General features: G+C 32.4%; 16 protein-coding genes and 1 riboswitch. Of the genes, 10 read left to right on the top strand and 6 right to left on the bottom strand.

Annotated features, from left to right (window positions below; all coding sequences use genetic code 11):
* Positions 1-811: restriction endonuclease subunit S (locus LrDSM24759_RS07735; protein ID WP_245953346.1), on the bottom strand; the 811-nt coding region annotated here is incomplete at its 3' end.
* 66 nt (positions 812-877) lie between these two features.
* On the opposite strand from LrDSM24759_RS07735, the gene LrDSM24759_RS05805 reads away from it, so the two are divergent.
* The 5 genes from LrDSM24759_RS05805 to LrDSM24759_RS05785 all read left to right on the top strand — a co-directional run bounded on the left by LrDSM24759_RS05805 (position 878) and on the right by LrDSM24759_RS05785 (position 6,607).
* Positions 878-1,792 (top strand): restriction endonuclease, encoded by a 915-nt coding sequence (locus tag LrDSM24759_RS05805; protein ID WP_117118548.1) that lies wholly within the window; start codon positions 878-880, stop codon positions 1,790-1,792.
* Positions 1,793-1,834: 42 nt separating this feature from the next.
* Complete coding sequence (locus LrDSM24759_RS05800; protein ID WP_117118547.1) at positions 1,835-2,782, top strand: restriction endonuclease; 948 nt, start codon at positions 1,835-1,837, stop codon at positions 2,780-2,782.
* Between the two features lie 896 nt (positions 2,783-3,678).
* Complete coding sequence (locus LrDSM24759_RS05795) at positions 3,679-4,638, top strand: DUF3642 domain-containing protein (RefSeq protein ID WP_117118546.1); 960 nt, start codon at positions 3,679-3,681, stop codon at positions 4,636-4,638.
* Positions 4,639-4,928: 290 nt separating this feature from the next.
* Positions 4,929-5,501 carry a hypothetical protein gene (locus LrDSM24759_RS05790; RefSeq protein WP_133297791.1) on the top strand — a complete coding sequence of 191 codons (573 nt, stop codon included), beginning with the start codon at positions 4,929-4,931 and terminating at the stop codon, positions 5,499-5,501.
* Positions 5,502-5,668: 167 nt separating this feature from the next.
* On the top strand, positions 5,669-6,607 hold the full coding sequence (locus tag LrDSM24759_RS05785; RefSeq protein ID WP_117118544.1) for a site-specific integrase: 939 nt from the start codon (positions 5,669-5,671) through the stop codon (positions 6,605-6,607).
* Positions 6,608-6,684: 77 nt separating this feature from the next.
* Here LrDSM24759_RS05785 and LrDSM24759_RS05780 read toward each other — a convergent pair whose 3' ends face one another.
* Positions 6,685-8,103: an amino acid permease gene (locus LrDSM24759_RS05780; RefSeq protein WP_117118543.1), complete on the bottom strand. Its 1,419-nt coding sequence runs from the start codon at positions 8,101-8,103 to the stop codon at positions 6,685-6,687.
* Positions 8,104-8,118: 15 nt separating this feature from the next.
* Entirely contained in the window at positions 8,119-9,708 is a 1,590-nt protein-coding gene (locus tag LrDSM24759_RS05775) for a pyridoxal-dependent decarboxylase (RefSeq protein WP_117118552.1), read from the bottom strand.
* Positions 9,709-9,926: 218 nt separating this feature from the next.
* On the opposite strand from LrDSM24759_RS05775, the gene LrDSM24759_RS05770 reads away from it, so the two are divergent.
* Together LrDSM24759_RS05770 and LrDSM24759_RS05765 are read left to right on the top strand one after the other, a co-directional pair.
* Positions 9,927-10,130: a hypothetical protein gene (locus tag LrDSM24759_RS05770; RefSeq protein WP_117118542.1), complete on the top strand. Its 204-nt coding sequence runs from the start codon at positions 9,927-9,929 to the stop codon at positions 10,128-10,130.
* Positions 10,131-10,589: 459 nt separating this feature from the next.
* Entirely contained in the window at positions 10,590-11,477 is an 888-nt protein-coding gene (locus LrDSM24759_RS05765; RefSeq protein WP_117118541.1) for an SEC10/PgrA surface exclusion domain-containing protein, read from the top strand.
* A gap of 89 nt (positions 11,478-11,566) precedes the next feature.
* Here the strand turns inward: LrDSM24759_RS05765 and LrDSM24759_RS05760 are convergent, their stop codons facing one another.
* On the bottom strand, positions 11,567-12,505 hold the full coding sequence (locus tag LrDSM24759_RS05760; RefSeq protein WP_117118540.1) for a helix-turn-helix domain-containing protein: 939 nt from the start codon (positions 12,503-12,505) through the stop codon (positions 11,567-11,569).
* A 151-nt stretch (positions 12,506-12,656) separates the two neighbouring features.
* Positions 12,657-12,745, top strand: a riboswitch (TPP riboswitch).
* A gap of 56 nt (positions 12,746-12,801) precedes the next feature.
* Between LrDSM24759_RS05760 and LrDSM24759_RS05755 the strand changes: the two genes are divergently transcribed.
* The 3 genes from LrDSM24759_RS05755 to LrDSM24759_RS05745 are packed head-to-tail and all read left to right on the top strand — an operon-like array spanning position 12,802 to position 15,351.
* The gene (locus tag LrDSM24759_RS05755; RefSeq protein WP_117118539.1) at positions 12,802-13,359 is read left to right on the top strand and encodes an ECF transporter S component; all 558 of its coding nucleotides are present in this window, start codon (positions 12,802-12,804) and stop codon (positions 13,357-13,359) included.
* Complete coding sequence (locus LrDSM24759_RS05750) at positions 13,340-14,701, top strand: ATP-binding cassette domain-containing protein (protein WP_117118538.1); 1,362 nt, start codon at positions 13,340-13,342, stop codon at positions 14,699-14,701. The genes LrDSM24759_RS05755 and LrDSM24759_RS05750 overlap by 20 nt, the downstream gene beginning before the upstream one ends.
* On the top strand, positions 14,701-15,351 hold the full coding sequence (locus tag LrDSM24759_RS05745; protein ID WP_117118537.1) for an energy-coupling factor transporter transmembrane component T family protein: 651 nt from the start codon (positions 14,701-14,703) through the stop codon (positions 15,349-15,351). The genes LrDSM24759_RS05750 and LrDSM24759_RS05745 overlap by 1 nt, the downstream gene beginning before the upstream one ends.
* Positions 15,352-15,364: 13 nt before the next feature.
* Here LrDSM24759_RS05745 and rlmH read toward each other — a convergent pair whose 3' ends face one another.
* On the bottom strand, positions 15,365-15,844 hold the full coding sequence (gene rlmH, locus LrDSM24759_RS05740) for a 23S rRNA (pseudouridine(1915)-N(3))-methyltransferase RlmH (protein WP_117118536.1): 480 nt from the start codon (positions 15,842-15,844) through the stop codon (positions 15,365-15,367).
* Between the two features lie 526 nt (positions 15,845-16,370).
* Positions 16,371-17,594, bottom strand: a complete 1,224-nt coding sequence (locus LrDSM24759_RS05735; protein ID WP_117118551.1) for a S1C family serine protease — start codon at positions 17,592-17,594, stop codon at positions 16,371-16,373.
* Positions 17,595-17,636: the final 42 nt, after the last annotated feature.

Genomic DNA, 17,636 nt, shown 5'->3' with positions numbered 1-17,636 from the left:
CTTTCCCGGATATCTTAGAATATTCATTATACTTACTATTGTCAATATAAAGAAAATCCGTAGGTTCTTCATTTTTTGATAACGCAACAATATCACGTGCCCTTAAAAATCTAACACCTTCATTCCTCCAATCAGCTTGATGTATTCTTTTTACAGAACCTACATCCATTATTTCTCCTAATTTACTTTGCTGCCATTCATCATTAAATTCTTTAAATCTCAAAATTGGAATAATCTGATCATTTCCAGGAAATATATTTTGCAATAATGCTTTCTTAAGATCATTATATTTTTTCTCTTTTCGTTGCAAAAGGGTTATAGTTTCATCAAGTTTTGTAAACAAGTTTCCAATGCTTTTTTCTTCTTCTTGAGACGAGAAAGGAAATACCATTTTTTTAAAATTGCCAGTAATAATTTGATTAATAGTAGCCCCTAAGTTTTTTTGTATCTCTTTTTTAAAAATATCGGAATCTAAAAGTGCCTTAATATAGAAATTATCTTTTGACCGAATACCAGTCATAAAGGCTCCTATAACTGTGTTGTCCATTTTTTCTTTAATTGAAGCATGTTTACCTATCAAATTTTTAGATCCATTCCGAACCACAACTACTAAGTCGCCTTTTTTAACGAATGTAGTATTAACAACTTCTGGAGAGACATAAATATTATCATTTAGATTGATGTGATGATTTTGAATATTTGAAGAACGTAAAACAAGAACACCATTGGTTTGAATATTCTCTGGTTTATATGTTAATCCTGAATAAAAATTGACCTTATCACCTAACTTACCTTGCTGCCAATCATAAATATGTAGTAATAAATATGAATAAAAGTTACACTATTAATGCATAAAATAATTTTAAAAGGTATTAAAATGAAAGATTTTTATAATTTATCTCGACGTGAACAAGAATCATCTTTGCTTTTTCCTTTAGTAAAAGAACTAAAACGCTTAGGTGGAGAAGCGACCACAAAGGAATTAAAACGCTCTTTAGTTGAAAATGTAGATTTCATCCCTGAAGATGCCTTAACATATATTAAAATTTCAAAAAAAGGTAATTCTTATCATCCTTTTGATTATCCCTTTAATTTTGCAGTTGCAAATTTAAATATGGCAAAATTATTTGATCGACCTAGAGCAGGTACAGTAGTTTTAACTGAAAAGGGAAGAGAAGCAATCGATAAGTTTGAAAATAAAGAAAGTGATTTCGTAGCTTCTATTTATCAAATAGTTGAACCTCTCTGGAAAGAAAGATCAAAGAAAAAATCCGAAGTAACTTCTTTAAAGGATAAAGAGCAAGAAGTTAAAAAAGTGATCAATGATAATGATGATTGGCGCGAAAATCTTCAAACAGCACTTAATAATCTTTCACCAGTAAAATTTGAAGAGTTTTGTCGACAATTAATCAAAAAAATGGGTGTCAATATTGATGAAAGAATTGGTGTAAAAGTTTCAGGTGATGGTGGAATAGATGGTTATGGGTATTTAGTTAACGATGATTTCCGTACAACACGCGTAGCCATTCAAGCAAAAAGATGGAATTTAAATAATTCAGTGTCTTCTCCTGAGATTGATAAATTTAGAGGTGCAATGGATAAATTTAGGGCAGAATATGGAATTTTTATTACTACTTCTTCTTTTACCAGAGATGCAATTAGGGCTGCTCGTTCAGGCACAAGAGTAATTACTTTAATTGATGGCGAAAAGTTATTAGATTTAACTGCGAAGTATCAAGTATTTGTAACTCCTAAAAAAATATATGAATTAGATAAAAATTTCTTTGATTAACTGGGATTGAGTATAAAAATGATTATTAAAAGAGATTAAGTTATGATAGATTATAAAACTTTAAAACATAGTGATAATGGTATGCCCACTTGGGATGGTTTTTTAGGTCCAATTCTAAAAGTGGCAGAGACTGATAAAATTTGGAAACGACAAGATTTAATTAATAATGTTCTTGAAGAAGTAAATTTACCTGATAATTTAGCTAAAATGACTTATTCATCAAAATGGCATGATTTGGTTGCTAATAATAGAATAAATTGGGCATTAAGTGATTTGAAAATATCGGGTTTATTAAATACACCTAAACGTGGAGTATATCAAATTTCAGACTTAGGAAGGGCGATTTTAAAAGAATATGGATTAAATATTACTCGCGAATTAGTTCATTCACAGCCTGCATATCTTGATCATCAGAAAAAACTAAAAGAACAAAATAATGATTCAGATACTAATGAAATAAGTGAAGAGCAAACATTTGAGCTTACTGAAAAACAAGTTTCAAATTGGTTTGACAAGCAAAAAAGTGATTTAACTGAAAAACTTTTATTAAAGTTAAGAAGTATTGATCCTTATGAATTTGAACATATGATGATCAAACTTTTGAGTGAAATGGGTTATAAAGGGACAGATGGACAATCACTAGTTACTCAAAAGTCTAATGATGGTGGGATTGATGGAATAATTAATAAAGATCCTCTTGGCATGGAAACAATTTATGTTCAAGTTAAACGCTATGCAGAAGGAAATGTGGTTGGGAGTCCTGAAATTGATGGCTTTTCCGGTGCATTAAGACGTCAACGCGCAGATCGTGGCGTATTCATTACAACTTCATCTTTCACCAGCGGAGCAAAAGCAGCTGCAAAGCAACTTAATATTGCTTTGGTGGATGGTGATATGTTGACTAATTTAATGGTCCAATATAAAGTTGGTGTTCAGGTTCGTCAAACTTATGAACTTTATGATATTGACGATGAATTTTTTGAAGAATAATGTTTTTTAAATAGCAAAACAAGCATCCCTAAGTTCAAAGGGATGTTTGTTTTAATAACTTGAAGTTTTATACGACTACTTTTTGCTAAAATATTACTTAGGCTTTTGGGTAGCTCCCAAAAGTTTAGTAACTAGGATGGCTAAACACCCCTCAACATTTATGCAGTTACGGAGGTGAGAGCCATGCCACATGGAATAGACTGGAGAAGTAGGTGCCCTTGTCGGTAGCTCTAGCTATTGCAGTAAGTATTATCCTTAATGCATTAGGTAAGTTTGTTATTAGATGTGCGACGGCATATGTAATAACAAAAAAAGCTAATCACAAGGATTAGCTAATCTCTTCAGTCATTCGAGTTACGATCGGAGTTAACGACTCGCACTCGTTAGCTCCTTTTCTTACACAATTTTACTAGGAAATTGTATTTATTTCAATGAGTTGCAATAAGTAATTTACATAATTATAATATAAATATAAATGAAAAGAGAGTAATGAGCTGCCACTCATTACTCTCAATCGTAGATTTGAATAACTGTTGGGAAAAGCTAATCTTTATGATTAGCTTTTTTGATTATCCGATATGCTTTTGCAAAGTTAATTGCAGCAATCGAAAGAATCAAAATTCCAGTTGCAAAATCAACCGTGAAACTCCCTCCAGTTTATCCAAAATTTAGCCATAACTCCTCACCTCCGTAGACATTAATTAAATGAGGGGTAAGAGTTATTCTTATCTACTAAGTTAAAGTTAATGGTAGCTAAGCATTTACTTTAACCTGATATTTATTATAACAAAGAGCTAATGATATTAGATTATAAAAATTAATGAATAAGATAGAGAAGATACACCGATTATGGTTAAATTAGAGGGGACAAAAATTAATCAAAGAGGAGTATTTTTATGAAAAAATTTGTTGGAATTGCAGCAATAGTTTTAGCAATGACTAGTTTAGCAGCATGTAGTAATAAAACCGCTCAGCCTAAGAGTTCAACGGCAAAGTCAAGTCAAACTGTTAAGAAAACTGCTAACATAGTTGGTACTTATCAAGATGGTAAAAAAGCCGCCATTTTATTTGAGAAAGATGGAACTGGTCGCTACGTTTCTAATGAAGATAAAGTAGATGCGGAGTTTAATTGGAAGAAAAAGAATAAATCCACATTTACTGTAACCATCAATGATCGCAAAGAAAATCATACTTTCACGGCTAAACTTACAAATAATAAATTAAAGTTAAAAGATGATGATAAGAGTGAAACTTTTAAACGTGTAAAGGGACGTAAGCTCAACTTAGATGATTTTTTAGTAAAAGAAAAAACTACTAATAATCAGGTAAGTGCCAACACTACTCAAAAATCTAATGTTGCAGGAGATGAAGGTTTATTCGATATCCCAGCAGACATGCAAGGTACTTGGTATACTGCTGATGGTGCTAGTGATAGTTCAATCAGTACTATTACACTTGATAAACATCGAATTTCTTATCAATCACAAGGGGAGAGTGGTACTGTAATCTTGCATAAAATGAAACAGGATTTTAACTTTTCAAACTATATACAAGATCAATCATATCAAGATGCAACAAAAAATTGGTGTCGTACTAATATGATAAATTATCGTGGTCGACGCGTGCTTCATACTTATGGTTGGTTACAAGGTGCTGGAGCAGGAAATTACTACTATCTTGCTCAAGAAGATGGACAAACTGTTTTGGTTAGTGCTTCAGGTGCTGGAATGTGGGCTGATGCGATTTATTGGAAAGATCAAGCTAGTGCTAAAAAGAATGCTAATAAATCATTTAGTGATATTCCATCCCAGAATAACGATGCAAATCTGAATAGTGATAATTCAGATGATGAATAATTAATACAAAAAAGGGAGTTAATTTTTAAAAGATTAACTTCCTTTTTTGCTTGATTCAGAACTTAAATTTTATTTTATAACTTCAAAAATACCGTGAAAAAGCAAAAATATAAAAAATTTTTAAATTTTATAACGTACCATCTTCCTTGATATATCAACATTTTGAACTGTCTATAATAAATATTTTATAAAAATATAAATAACAGGTGTTGTTTTATTCGAACAAAAGGGTTACTATATTTATAGATTAAGTCACCAAGAAAAAGTTATTAGAAAGAAAGATGTTAATTATGAAATTACAAAAGAATTTAACCAGTTTTGTTACTATTGCTACTTTAAGTTTAATGATGGGTGCAACTACCACTAATGTTCACGCAGCAACTAATAATGAAGATGCAATTACTGCTCCTTTAGCAGGTGGTGGTGAAGAATCACCTGACAATAGTGTTGAAGATACTAATGTTGAATATCCAAAATTAGCACCAGCACAAGATGCACCAACTGAAGAATCAAACGTAACTTCAACTCAAACCAATTCAATCTCTAATTCAAATAAAAATGTTACAACTTCTAATGTAGAAAAAGTTTCAGCAGTTAAAGCTACTGAATCAACCACTACTAACCAAAATTCAACTAGTTCTCAAGCAGCTTCAGTAAAGGCTCCAGCTGTTCATGAACAAAAAGTTAATAAAAATTCTTCTAAGAAAGAAGTAAAAACTCCAGTTAAAAAGCATGTTGCTAAAAAGGCTACAGTAAAGAAGAGTAGTAAAAAGTCTACAACTTTTTTAAAGAGTACTGCTTTTGGCTCATTAGCACTTGTTTTGGCTAGTGTAGTTACTTATTTCTTTAAGAAGAGAGCTTAATAGAAAGATAGATTTAATGCTAATAGTGGGATAAAGCTAAAATACTTTCTTTTTATAACTATTTAAAATACGCTTAACGTAATTTTGTTAAGCGTATTTTTTATTTGCAATTAAAAGATCTCTTTGAAAAATTAGTTCTGTGATTAATATTTAAGGAGGTTTTTAATTTGTCACGAAAAAAATATAGTACGAAATTATTTTATAAATATTATCTAGAATGGATTCACCTGTATAAGGATCAAGCTATTAGACCAGTAACCTTGAAAAAATATTATTTGATCCAGAGACAATTAAAGGAATTAGCTCCTAGACTTCATCTTAATGAACTTACACGACAAAATTATCAAAAAATTCTTAACCAGTATGCTCAAACTCACCAAAAGACAACTACTTTAGATTTTCATCATCATTTGCGAGCTAGTTTACTAGATGCTTATGATGATGGTCTGATTTCAATCGATCCAAGTAGGCGAGCAATAATTAAGGGGATGCGTCCAGATCAGAACATAACCAAATTTTTGAATTTTCAGCAAGTACAATCTTTATTAAAAGTTCTTTATCTTGCTAATGAAATTAATTGGGATTGGTTCATTTATTTAATTATAAAAACAGGTCTACGATTTGCTGAAGCCTTGGCCTTAACTCCAGCTGATTTTAATTTTGAAAAAAATTTAATTAGAATTAATAAATCTTGGAACTATAAAGAAAAGATCGGTTATTTTCAACCAACTAAAAACCCCACCTCAAATCGCACTATTATTATTGATGAGCAATTAATGAATCAGTTTTCAAAGTTAATTAGCACTAAACCTATTGATCAGCCAATCTTTTTTAAAAAAGATTGTCGTGTTTTTAATAATAGCTTAAATCGACATTTAGCAAATTATTGTCAGAAGGCAAATATTCCTAAAATTACTATTCATGGATTGCGTCATACTCATGCTTCTTTATTACTTTATGCAGGTGTTTCTGTTGCTAGTGTAGCTAAGAGGTTAGGTCATGCCAATACGACAACCACTCAAACTATTTATCTTCATATTATTCAAGAATTAGAAGAAGTGGATAATGCCAAAATTTTAAATCATTTAAGACAACTACACTCATAAGAAAAACACCACAAGTCTAACTTGTGGTGTTTCTTAATAAGATATTTATAGAAAAATTTTAGCTAGTATGAATATAATTATTTTTTATTTTGTTGAACCATTAATTGTTTAACTTCTTGAGTCCAAGAATCTTTGTGAAGATGAATGAACCAGAATGGAAGTAAAGTAAGAATAATACTAATTACTGCTACAATCACAAAGTTCATTAAAGTACCAACAGCAAATGTTGCTACTAAAGCTACAATTATTGTAGCAATCAAAAGTAAACCGATGAACCAAGTCATTCCTAAGTTACCAACTTTGAAAGGACGTTTTAAGTTTGGTTCTTTAATTCTTAATCTGATAAAACCGATTGCCATGAAGACATAAACTACACAGTAAAGAACGGTAGTTGCATTTACTAAGTCTAAGAAGGCAGTATTAATAGCGGGGATTAATAAGTAAACCAAGGCAAACAAAGAAATAATTGTTGCTTGGGTAAATAGAATTGCATGAGAATCTCCGAATTTATCGGTCTTCCAGAATTTAAACTTTGGAGGATAAAGTCCTTGTTGAGCACTTGAAACAATAGTTTTTCCTGGTCCAGAAGCCCAAGCTGATAACTGAACACTAACACCAATGAATACCATGATACTAAAGATGTTAGCAATCCATGAAGGTAAGCCTAAAAGCTTATCATAAATAATAAGAGGTTGGACAATATTATTTAAATCAATCGTACTTGGTGAAACAACAGATGCTTCTAAGAAACCATTAATCGTATTTAAGAGGAACATGAAAACTAAAGTTATTAAGACACCAACGGGATAAAATGAAACTTTTTTCAATCTAGTAATGTAGACAGAAGACATTTCAATACCTGTAAAGATAAAAATTATTGGAGAGAAGAATTGAAGTGACTTCATGTCTGTAGCATCAGGCCATAACTTATTAATAGAAAAATGACCAAGAATAGCAGAAGGGTGAATACCTGTTTTGATAACTGCAATAATTCCAAGTACCGTCATAATTACTAACGGAATGTAAATTCCCAACCAAGCACCAACTTGCCCTGTAATTTTTGCCATATCGAATTTCATATTCAAAAATGTAATAACCCAATATACAACCAAAATTACAATTAGAGTAAAAATATTATTTCGATCTAAATCTTCACGATTAATAGCAGTGGCTAATAATGGTGGTAAAGCTGAAGCAACCATTACCATTCCGGGGAACATTTGTACCCAGAGTAACCAAGAAGTAGCAAATCCGAATTTTTGACCTAAAGATTTATTAACCCACAATTCAGGTCCACCTTTTTCAGGGAAGGCACTTCCGAATTCACCAGCAATTAAACAAATTGGTAAGGCAAAAAGAAGAGTAGCGACAGCCATGTAGAAGAACATTGTCCAACCACTACCAGCTACATCAGGAATATTACGAATACTTGCTGCTAAAGCAACTGTCATTCCGATAAAAGTGAGTAACCCAACTTTTGATGTTTTACTTTTCATTAGTTACGCCACTTTCTAGAGAATCTCGTTTAATTTTTCTTCCATTGATTTAGCAATACCTTTGGAGTAGAAATCAAAGAGTTTATCATCATTTAAGTATGGGGTCATGATAGCCGCTCTTAAAAGTGTAACTTCACCAACTTTGTCCCAATCTTCTTTACTGAAGCCCATCTTTTCAATGAATGGAAGTGGTGAATCACCATAAGTATCTTTTCTAAAGATAGTATGAGAAGTTAAGAAACGATTTTCGTATACATGACTGTCATAGAATGATGAAAAGTCAAAGACTTTTTCATTCAATTCATTAGTTTTGGCTAAATCTGTTTCGCCATCAACTTTTAAGACCCAGTCAACCATGTTAAAGTCAGGATTATCAAGTGCATAAACATTGACAGTTTTACCTTTAATATTAAATTTTAAGGTATTAAGGAAATCTCTAAATCTTTGTGCTGCTTCCATTGATGAACCAACTAAGCGACCATAACCAGTAACATTAAGTGGTAAAGTTTGGTGAGCAGCCCAAACAGCGGCAGCATTAGCACCAGCTTTTGAACCACCAATAATGTAAGAACCTAACATATCTGGAAGGGAAGCTGTCTTCTTTTCAAAGACATAAGGAGCAAAGTAGGAAATAGCGTTACGCATAGCCATATGTTTAATCGCAATTCCACCTGCAGCATAAGGAACATAACCCATCTTGTGTGGATCAACTGTAACTGATTCTGCTTCTTTAATTGCTTTGAAGGCATTATAGACATGTTTTGAAATTTTAACTGGATAGTTAAAGACGTGGTGTTCTTTTAAGAGGTCAGCTAATTGATCATATTCAACATAGTTGCCATTTTCATCTTTGAAGAGAGCACGTCCATAACCACCATAAGCGGCATCAACGTGAAGGTAGAAGTAAACTCCTTGTTTCTCCATTTCTTTACGGAATTTTACAATTCGATCAACTTCGTCGATTTGACCTTCTTCAGTGGTACCGACAACAGCTACAACACCCAAAATAGGAATTTTCTTTGCGGCTAAATCCTTGATAGTTTGTTCTAGAATATCAACATTCATTCTAAAGTCACTTTTAACTGGAATTTGTACCATTTGATCAAGTCCAACTCCTGAAATATCAAGTGCCTTTAACCATGAATAATGCTTAGTATAAGGAACGATGAATTTACCAAGTTTTTGGATATTTTTACCACTTCTTGAAGAATGTGCTTTGACATCGTTAATTTGATCAGGTGTTAAGGTTGCCATAATCTTCAAGACATCTTCAACTGACATATTAAGTAATTCCCATTCGCTCATTCCCTCAACTTTTTCAGGAACTACTTCTTTAAAGGCAAGAGGTAAGGACTTAAATTGACGTGCATACCACATACCTTCTAAGTTGGCCATTGAACCATCATGAGTTATATGACCCCAGCCATCAGTGTAATCAAATAATTTAGCAAAATCATCACCAACTTCTGATTCCATTTTTGAAGTGGCCATTGATGATTCTAATGCCACATTGTTTGAGTTAGAAAGCATAGCGTAACTATAAGCAATCATAGCTGGGGTGAGAGTATCAGAGTTCATTTGGCCCCAATATCTACCAGCAGACATCCAAGGAATAGCACCGGGACGTAAGCGACGATCTAATTCTTGCAAAACTTGATGTTGTCGTTCTTGCGAAACGAAAATATTTAATTTTGATTATTTTCCTTCTATAAATATCCCCAATAAACGCAACTTAAAAAAATTGTCTCTAAGGCTTATTATTTGCTTTTTCTCATAAGCACCCTTTACTCTTAGGGTGTCGATGAAAATGAAAGGAGTCAAAAATGACTGATAAAAAAGATGTAAATTATAAGTCACTTTTCATCGGAGATAAATCCGAAAATGGTGATACATATTTAAACGAATTAACTCACTTAATCCATGAACACTTTGGCTGGCGTAAGAACTACCTACCAGGTGACTTACCTGCGATTACTGATGATGACAAACTTAAAGAAGATTATGTCGCTTCGCAAGAAAATAAATGATAAATAAAGTATCTCTATTGATATAATTGATTTTTACTTATATAAATAGATGAATGTAGAAAAATATATACAAATATATATTTATATGAATAAAAACACATAACAATAAAAAACGCATCATAGTTGATGCGTTTTTTCGTTGGTTTATTTGCTTTTAAAATCTTATAAAATCAACGCTTTATTTTATAACACTTGATATTCCATTCCAAAATTATATATTTTCAACTTTTTAAAAAATTTTTTCAAATTATTTTAAACTCTCTTTTTAAAATAACAACTATTACTAAATGAGTACTTCTCACCATTGCAAAAATAACGGTTGTAATTGTTATTTATAACAAACCGTTATTTAAACCTATACACACCTAGACATGCTCTCAAAGTCTGCTATTATAACGTTGTTGAGAGAAATTGAGAAAAACATGTTACTAATTATTTAGAAAGTTGAGAAGAATATCTATGAAGAACGTTAAATTGTTATCTAAAATTTCTATTGCTGCTTTATTAACTGTTGGTGGAGTTGCTACTGTTAACCAAGTAAATAATTCTGTTAAAACTGAAACTGTTCACGCTGCAACTACTGAACAAACCAGAATTACTCTTCCAGCTGGTTACACTGCAAGAAGAATTTTAAACGTAAACAACAACCGTATTTCTAACGCTGACAAGAGAGCTTTAGTTCAAGCTTCACAACAAGGTATGAAACAAAATACCTTCTACGACAACAATGCTAAAGATAAAACTACTATGGTTAACACAACTAACATGACTTGGAGTCAAAAAGTTGAAATTAACCGTTACGCTTTAAGTTTAATTAACTCAGCTCGTAGCCAAATGGGTAAAAAGGCTTGGGTTCTTAATACTTCAGCTATGGCATTTGCTGATCGTGTTGCTAAAGAATACACCAACAATAACAAGAGTGACTGGGACGCAGATCACTATGTTCCTGGTATTACTCGTGCAGCTGTTGCATCTGGTTTAAAGAATGCTGGTCAAGTTTACGAAGATGAATCAGGTCTTCCAATTACTTCACAATTTAACGGTTCTGTACGTAGTATGTATGCCTTAAAAGAACAAATTTACTTTAATGTTAAGCAAATGTTATTCGGTGGCTTCTATGGCTCAATGACTAACTTTAATGACGCTTCACATTATACTGAATGGCAACATGCCGGTGACTTATTAGGTCTTAGAAGTTTAAGAGGTGCTGATGCTCCAACTAAGTACTTTGGTCTTAGTTTCTCAGGTTTAAAGACTAACAAGTCAAGAATTTCAGTTCACTTTATGGGTGTTGCAGACAGATACATTGCTAACCGTCGTGTCTTCAACACTAAGGCAAACATCTAATTGTCTTCCCAAACCATTTACATGTCTTTATCGATTAAATAATAAGCATTAAAAAAACGAGATAGTTAATATCTCGTTTTTTTGTGCTATTAATTATTAAAATCATTATCTTTGATAAGTTTCTTTCTCATTTCTGTTGGCGTCATTCCAAAATAGCTATTGAATTTCTTATAAAAGAAGGACTTACTTGAGTATCCAAGTTGCTTAATGATTTCTTTGAGCGAGATATCTGGATCTCTCAAAAGCGTTATTGCTTCTTGCATTCGTCGCTCATCTACCTGTTCCATAAAACTTTGTCCAGTCTTTTCCTTTACAAGACTAGAAAAGTAATTCTTATTAAATCCAAAGTAGCTAGCAGCTTTTTCTAGGCTTATATCAGCAAAATTAGTATCAATATACTGAGTAAGCGTTTCTGGGCTAAAACCACCTGTTTTTGCGGTCGGTAAGGTAACAAATAATTGTTCACGAAAGGAAAAGAAAACTGCAAGACGTAGATAAGCTAAATCTATTGGAGTAACATACATTCTTCCTTGAATATATTCTTCAATAGCACGATTAAGGATTTGATTGCTCAACATAATATTATTATTTTCTAATTTGATAAAACCTTTATTTTTGTACTTCTCTACAAAGGAGTTTTTTACTACCTGTTCTTTAATACTAGGTTTACCCATTTCTGCAAAGATATTCTTCCATGAAAAACAGGTAGAAGTTTTAAGTTTTACCAAAATAGTTTCTTTAGTTAATACCCTTACTCGATATGTCATTTGTGGTTTAAATAAGATTAAATTTCCACTATAAAGTTTAAATTGTTGTTTTGTCGTTTGAATTTCAACTTCTCCAGTTAAACAAATTAGCAAGGTTGGATTAGTAGTTGAATATTCTTTCCAATTTAAATGACGTTTTTCTACATAAAGTTTATACCAGGGAAAATTAGTATTCTTTGAAATAATTTCTATTTCTGCCTTTTTACTATTATCCTTCTTTAAAATGTTATCTAGATAATGACCAATAGAGAATGTGGTCATTAGATTACCGGCCTCCCTTCCCTTTTAATTTACTCTGACTATTAATTAAGGTATTATAATAACAGTGCATGCGTACCTATTGTACTTTAAAAAATTACAAACTCAGGATAAGTCAGACTTTTCCTGAAATTAAACTACTAACATCTGAATAAAAAACATTTTGGGGTGCTATACAGCTGAGATTATACCCATTGAACCTGTTTGATTAATATCAACGTAGGAAAAATGCCTAATTTTTGACTATAAAAGTCCACCTCTTTTGGGGTGGACTTTTTTTACCCTTAGATCGGAGAATAATGAAAACTATTCATCTACAAGAAATTATTTTAATTACTTTAATTGGAATTATTTTTGGATTCATTTATATTGCCAGTGATACGATTTACAATATTTTAACGCTAGTTTTAACCCCAATTGGCTATGGTCCCTTAGCTAACGACCTCACGATGGGGATCTGGTGTATGGCTGGACCACTGGCTGGATTTTTAATAAAAAAACCTGGTGCTGCCTTTTTGGGAGAATTTCTAAGTTCATGTATTGAAACCTTTATTATGGCAGAATGGGGAATTGCTAATTTGATTTCTGGATTTATGCAAGGAATTGGTAACGAATTAGGTTTTGCTCTTACTGGCTATCGTTATTACAATACTTTCACACTTTTTTTATCAGCCACTACCACAGCAATTGTCACTTATTTATATGACTTTTTTAAAAATGGCTATAATTACTTTTCAACTTTTAATATATGGTTTTACTTTTTAACTCGTTGGAGTTCAATGGTCCTGTTTTCTTGCCTCTTTGTTAAATTAATTATTAACCTTTTGGAGAAAGCTCATGTCATCAATCAAGATTAATCACTTAAGTTTTGGATTTACTCCAAACAATTTACTATTTAAAGATCTTTCCCTTTCGATCCCTACTTCTTCATTTTCTTTACTTACAGGACCTAGTGGAAGCGGAAAATCAACTTTTTTAAAATTATTGGCTCAACTTTATCCTACCTATGGCGGCAAAATTGACCAGGGAAGTATTCAGAATCTTCCTACCAAGTGGAGTATGATCTTTCAAAATCCGGATGAGCAGTTTACGATGGCTACCCCTGCACAAGAATTTATCTTTACGCTTGAAAACTTAAATCTTAATTCTCAGCAAGCAGAAAAAAGGATGTTAGCAGCTGTCCAGCAAACCAACATTAAGCAGTTACTGCACCGTAATTTTTCTACTCTCTCAGGTGGTGAGAAACAACGGGTAGCTTTTGCCATAATTTTAGCTATGCGACCAAAATTATTACTTTTAGACGAGCCTTTTGCTAGTTGTGACCCATCCAATCGTGCCTTTTTGATTAAACAACTGGCACTTTTAAAGCAAAAAGATATCACCATTATTATTAGTGACCATGATTTTTCATATTATCAGCACTTAATTGATCAAGTTTTTTGGTGTAGTAACCATACAATTAAGCTCTCATCTTTAAATCAATTATCTACTCCCAAAGATACAAGGCTTAACTTTATTCCTTTGCCACACCCTACTCCAATCTTAAAACTAGAAAACTTTTCTTTGCATACTCAAGAGCAAACTTTAATTCAGGAGCAAAACTTAAGCTTGTTTACTGGCGCTACTCTCTTGACTGGTCCAAATGGTAGTGGAAAAAGCTCATTTTTTAGAGTTCTAACAAAAATGCAGCCTTATAATGGACAAATTCTATTACATAATAAAAATATTCAAAAAATTAAAAATAAAAAGTACTTTAAGCAAATCGGACAAGTATTTCAAGACCCTAATAACCAATTTTTAATGGTAACTGTTGCTGAAGAATTAAAATTTGGATTATCGCACTGTAATAATCCCTTACTAAAAAAAGCCACTGTTAATGAATTATTAACTTTAATTAATTTAAACCATCACCAAGATCAGGTTGTCTACTCTCTATCTGGTGGTCAAAAAAAGAAGTTGCAGGTCTTGCTCATGCTTTTAGCTAATCCTACCTTTTTATTATTAGACGAACCTTTTGCTGGCCTTGATCAACACGGCCAGCAACAGCTAATTACTTTACTGCAAAAATATTTTTTGAAATTAGATTCGCAAAAAGGGTTAATTTTAATTAGTCATCAATTTAATAACTTGGATAACTTTTTTAATTACCATTTAGTCCTTCAGGATAAAGAACTTCAATATGTAAAGGAGAAAAGATAATGAATCCTAGTTTAAAATTAATTCTCATTCTCATTATTTCTCTTGAGATATCCTTTAAGCCAAATCTCTGGGCCAATTTAATTTTGATTGGTGGAGCTTTAATCTACCTAATTTTTCACCATCTATCTTGGCGGGAATTTTTACTTATTTTATTCTTTCCTCTCTTAGGGGCAATTGCAATCTTTTCAGCACTTTACTTCTTTGCTCCCGATCACAATCTTATTTATGCCTGGACTCTCTTTACGCGACTCTATGTCTTTGTCTTTTTGGGAGCATGTTTAACTTTAACGACAACTGCAGGAAAATTGGCTCGTTCCCTAGAACAGAACCTTCATCTTCCTAGTAAGTTTACATATGGTTGTTTAGCAGCTCTTAACCTACTTCCTAAAATGAAAGCAGAAGTAATTAGAATTCACTATGCTGCTCAGATGAGAGGTACCAGTTTATCTTTTTGGTCTCCACGCCTATATTTTAAAGCTACTTTAGTCGCATTAGCCTGGGCTGAAAATATTAATCAAGGAATGTTAGCACATGGTTATCGTGAAAATGCTAGCCGTAGTATTATTAAACCAATTTTACTGACAAAAAAAGATTGGCTGCTCTTTTTGGGAGTATTAATTCTAGTGCAACCAATCCTCTTTATTCTTTAATCAAAGTTATTTTCTATTTATGGTAAGGACTACCATTGTTAATCATAAAGGCCCGATAAATCTGTTCAGTTAATACTAAGCGCATTAATTGGTGTGGCATCGTAAATTTACCAAAACTAATTAGTTTATCAGCACGTTTATTCACGGCCTCGCTCGTTCCCAAGCTTCCTCCAATTACAAAAGTAATGTCAGAATGGCCATATGTGCCTAAGTCTTGAATTTCCTTAGCAAATTCTTCACTAGTTCGTTCTTTTCCTTTAATTGCTGTCACAAATACATACTCTTTATCTTTTATTTTATTTAAAATCCGTTCACCCTCGACTTGCTTAACTTGCTCCATTTCAGCTGGACTAAGCTTTTCGGGGGCTTTTTCATCTGGTACTTCAACAATTTTCATTTTTGCATAGCGATCCATTCGTTTAAGATATTCTGCAATCCCATCTTTAAAATACTTTTCTTTTAATTTTCCGACACAAACAATCTTAATATTCATAATTGCTCCTTTTCTTTGGCCTATCTATTTTATCCTCAAATTGACATCCCGTCCACACCTTTTATCCCCAGGTTGTGGATTAATTAAATCTACATTTTGTACTTCTTTTACTATTCCTACTATAAATTGTAGGTCTATAAGTTTAAAAATAATTTTTGTAAAAATTTATAACTTTTAGTCCACATTATTTATTTTCTTCAATACTTTTACAAACAATATCTCACAAAGCCTATTAGAATAGGGTGAACACTTGTTTATTAATTATTTTTTAGTTAAGTAATTTACACACAATTCACAGGTTATCCACAGCTACAAAGAGTCATTTTCCCTTTTTATGCACAATCCACAGAGTTTTCCACATTTACCCACAGGTTGACATTTTTATTTTTCTCTTTCTTTGGTGCAAATGTCGAACATTTATCAAAAATTCTATCTTAATATAAAGAAAAAGCCATAATTTTGCATTTGTATTAGACAAAACTATGGCTTTTACATTCAATTTAAAAACATTTATTATTTATTCACTTTAACTAAGTTTTACACTTATTTCTTTAGTACTTCCATTACGTACGACTTCTAATTTCACTGTATCACCAACTTTATGGCTATATAGAATAGTATGCAATCCAGCTACATCAGTTACACTCTTGCCATCAACCTTAGTAATAACATCTCTTGCCTTTAGACCTGCTCTTGCTGCATTACTATTTTTAGTTACAGAATCAACATAGATACCTGATTTAATACTATCTGGTAATTTTAATTGACGCCGGCCATAATCAGTTAATTCGCTAACGGCTGCTACTTTAATTCCTAAAGTTGGACGTTCAACTTTACCATTTTTAACTAATTCATTAATGATCGAAACTACTTCATCACTTGGAATTGCAAAGCCCATTCCTTCAACTGCAGTTCCATCTGTTGATTGGGCTAACTTCATCGAATTAATACCAATAACTTGCCCTGCCATATTTACTAAAGGACCACCAGAGTTACCAGGATTAATAGCCGCATCAGTTTGAATTACAGTCGCTTGACTTGTAGCATTGCCATTAGAATCTGTCATATCAACAGTACGATTATTAGCTGAAATAATTCCTTGAGTTACACTTGTCGCATATTCGCTACCTAATGGAGAACCTACGGCAATAACTTCTTCTCCTGGTTGTAGATTCTTAGAAGAACCAAATTGAGCTGTTTGAGTTACATATTTTCCATCAATTGTTAAAACCGCTAAGTCAGTGGCTGCATCTGCCCCAACTTTTTTAGCAGAAACTCTTTTTCCATTACTCAAAATAACTTGAAGAGCATCACTGCCTTCTACAACGTGATTATTAGTTACAATGTAGCCCTTACCATCAGACTTCATGTAAATAACTCCTGAACCTTCACTGTAAGTTTCTAAACTAGTTGATTTTGAAGATTTAGAATTATTACCACGATCAAAAAGTCCAAATACATCATCACTATCACTTGAAGAACCTTGTTTTTGTAAGTTTTCAACTGATACCACTGCATTTTTCACATTATCAAAAGCAGCTGTCGCTTGACTAGTATTCTTACTACTTTTTGTTGTTTTTGCTGGCTGAACTACTGCGGTTTGTGGACTACTTGAGTTATTAGAATTAACTTGTGATAAGCCAGCATACGCTACTCCACCACCCAGTAAACCAGCAACTACACCAATAATTCCAATTTTAAGAAATGTATTTTTGTTTGAATTTGTTGGTTTATCTGAATTTCTTTGCATGTCTTCGTTCATAATTTTTCCTCTCTTCTTCCCCTATAGTTT

Source organism: Lactobacillus rodentium, from assembly GCF_003423665.1.
In the GTDB taxonomy this organism is placed as follows: Bacteria; Bacillota; Bacilli; order Lactobacillales; family Lactobacillaceae; genus Lactobacillus; species Lactobacillus rodentium.
The sequence above is the reverse complement of the archived record's forward strand: the minus strand, read 5'-3'. Positions and strand labels throughout refer to the sequence as shown.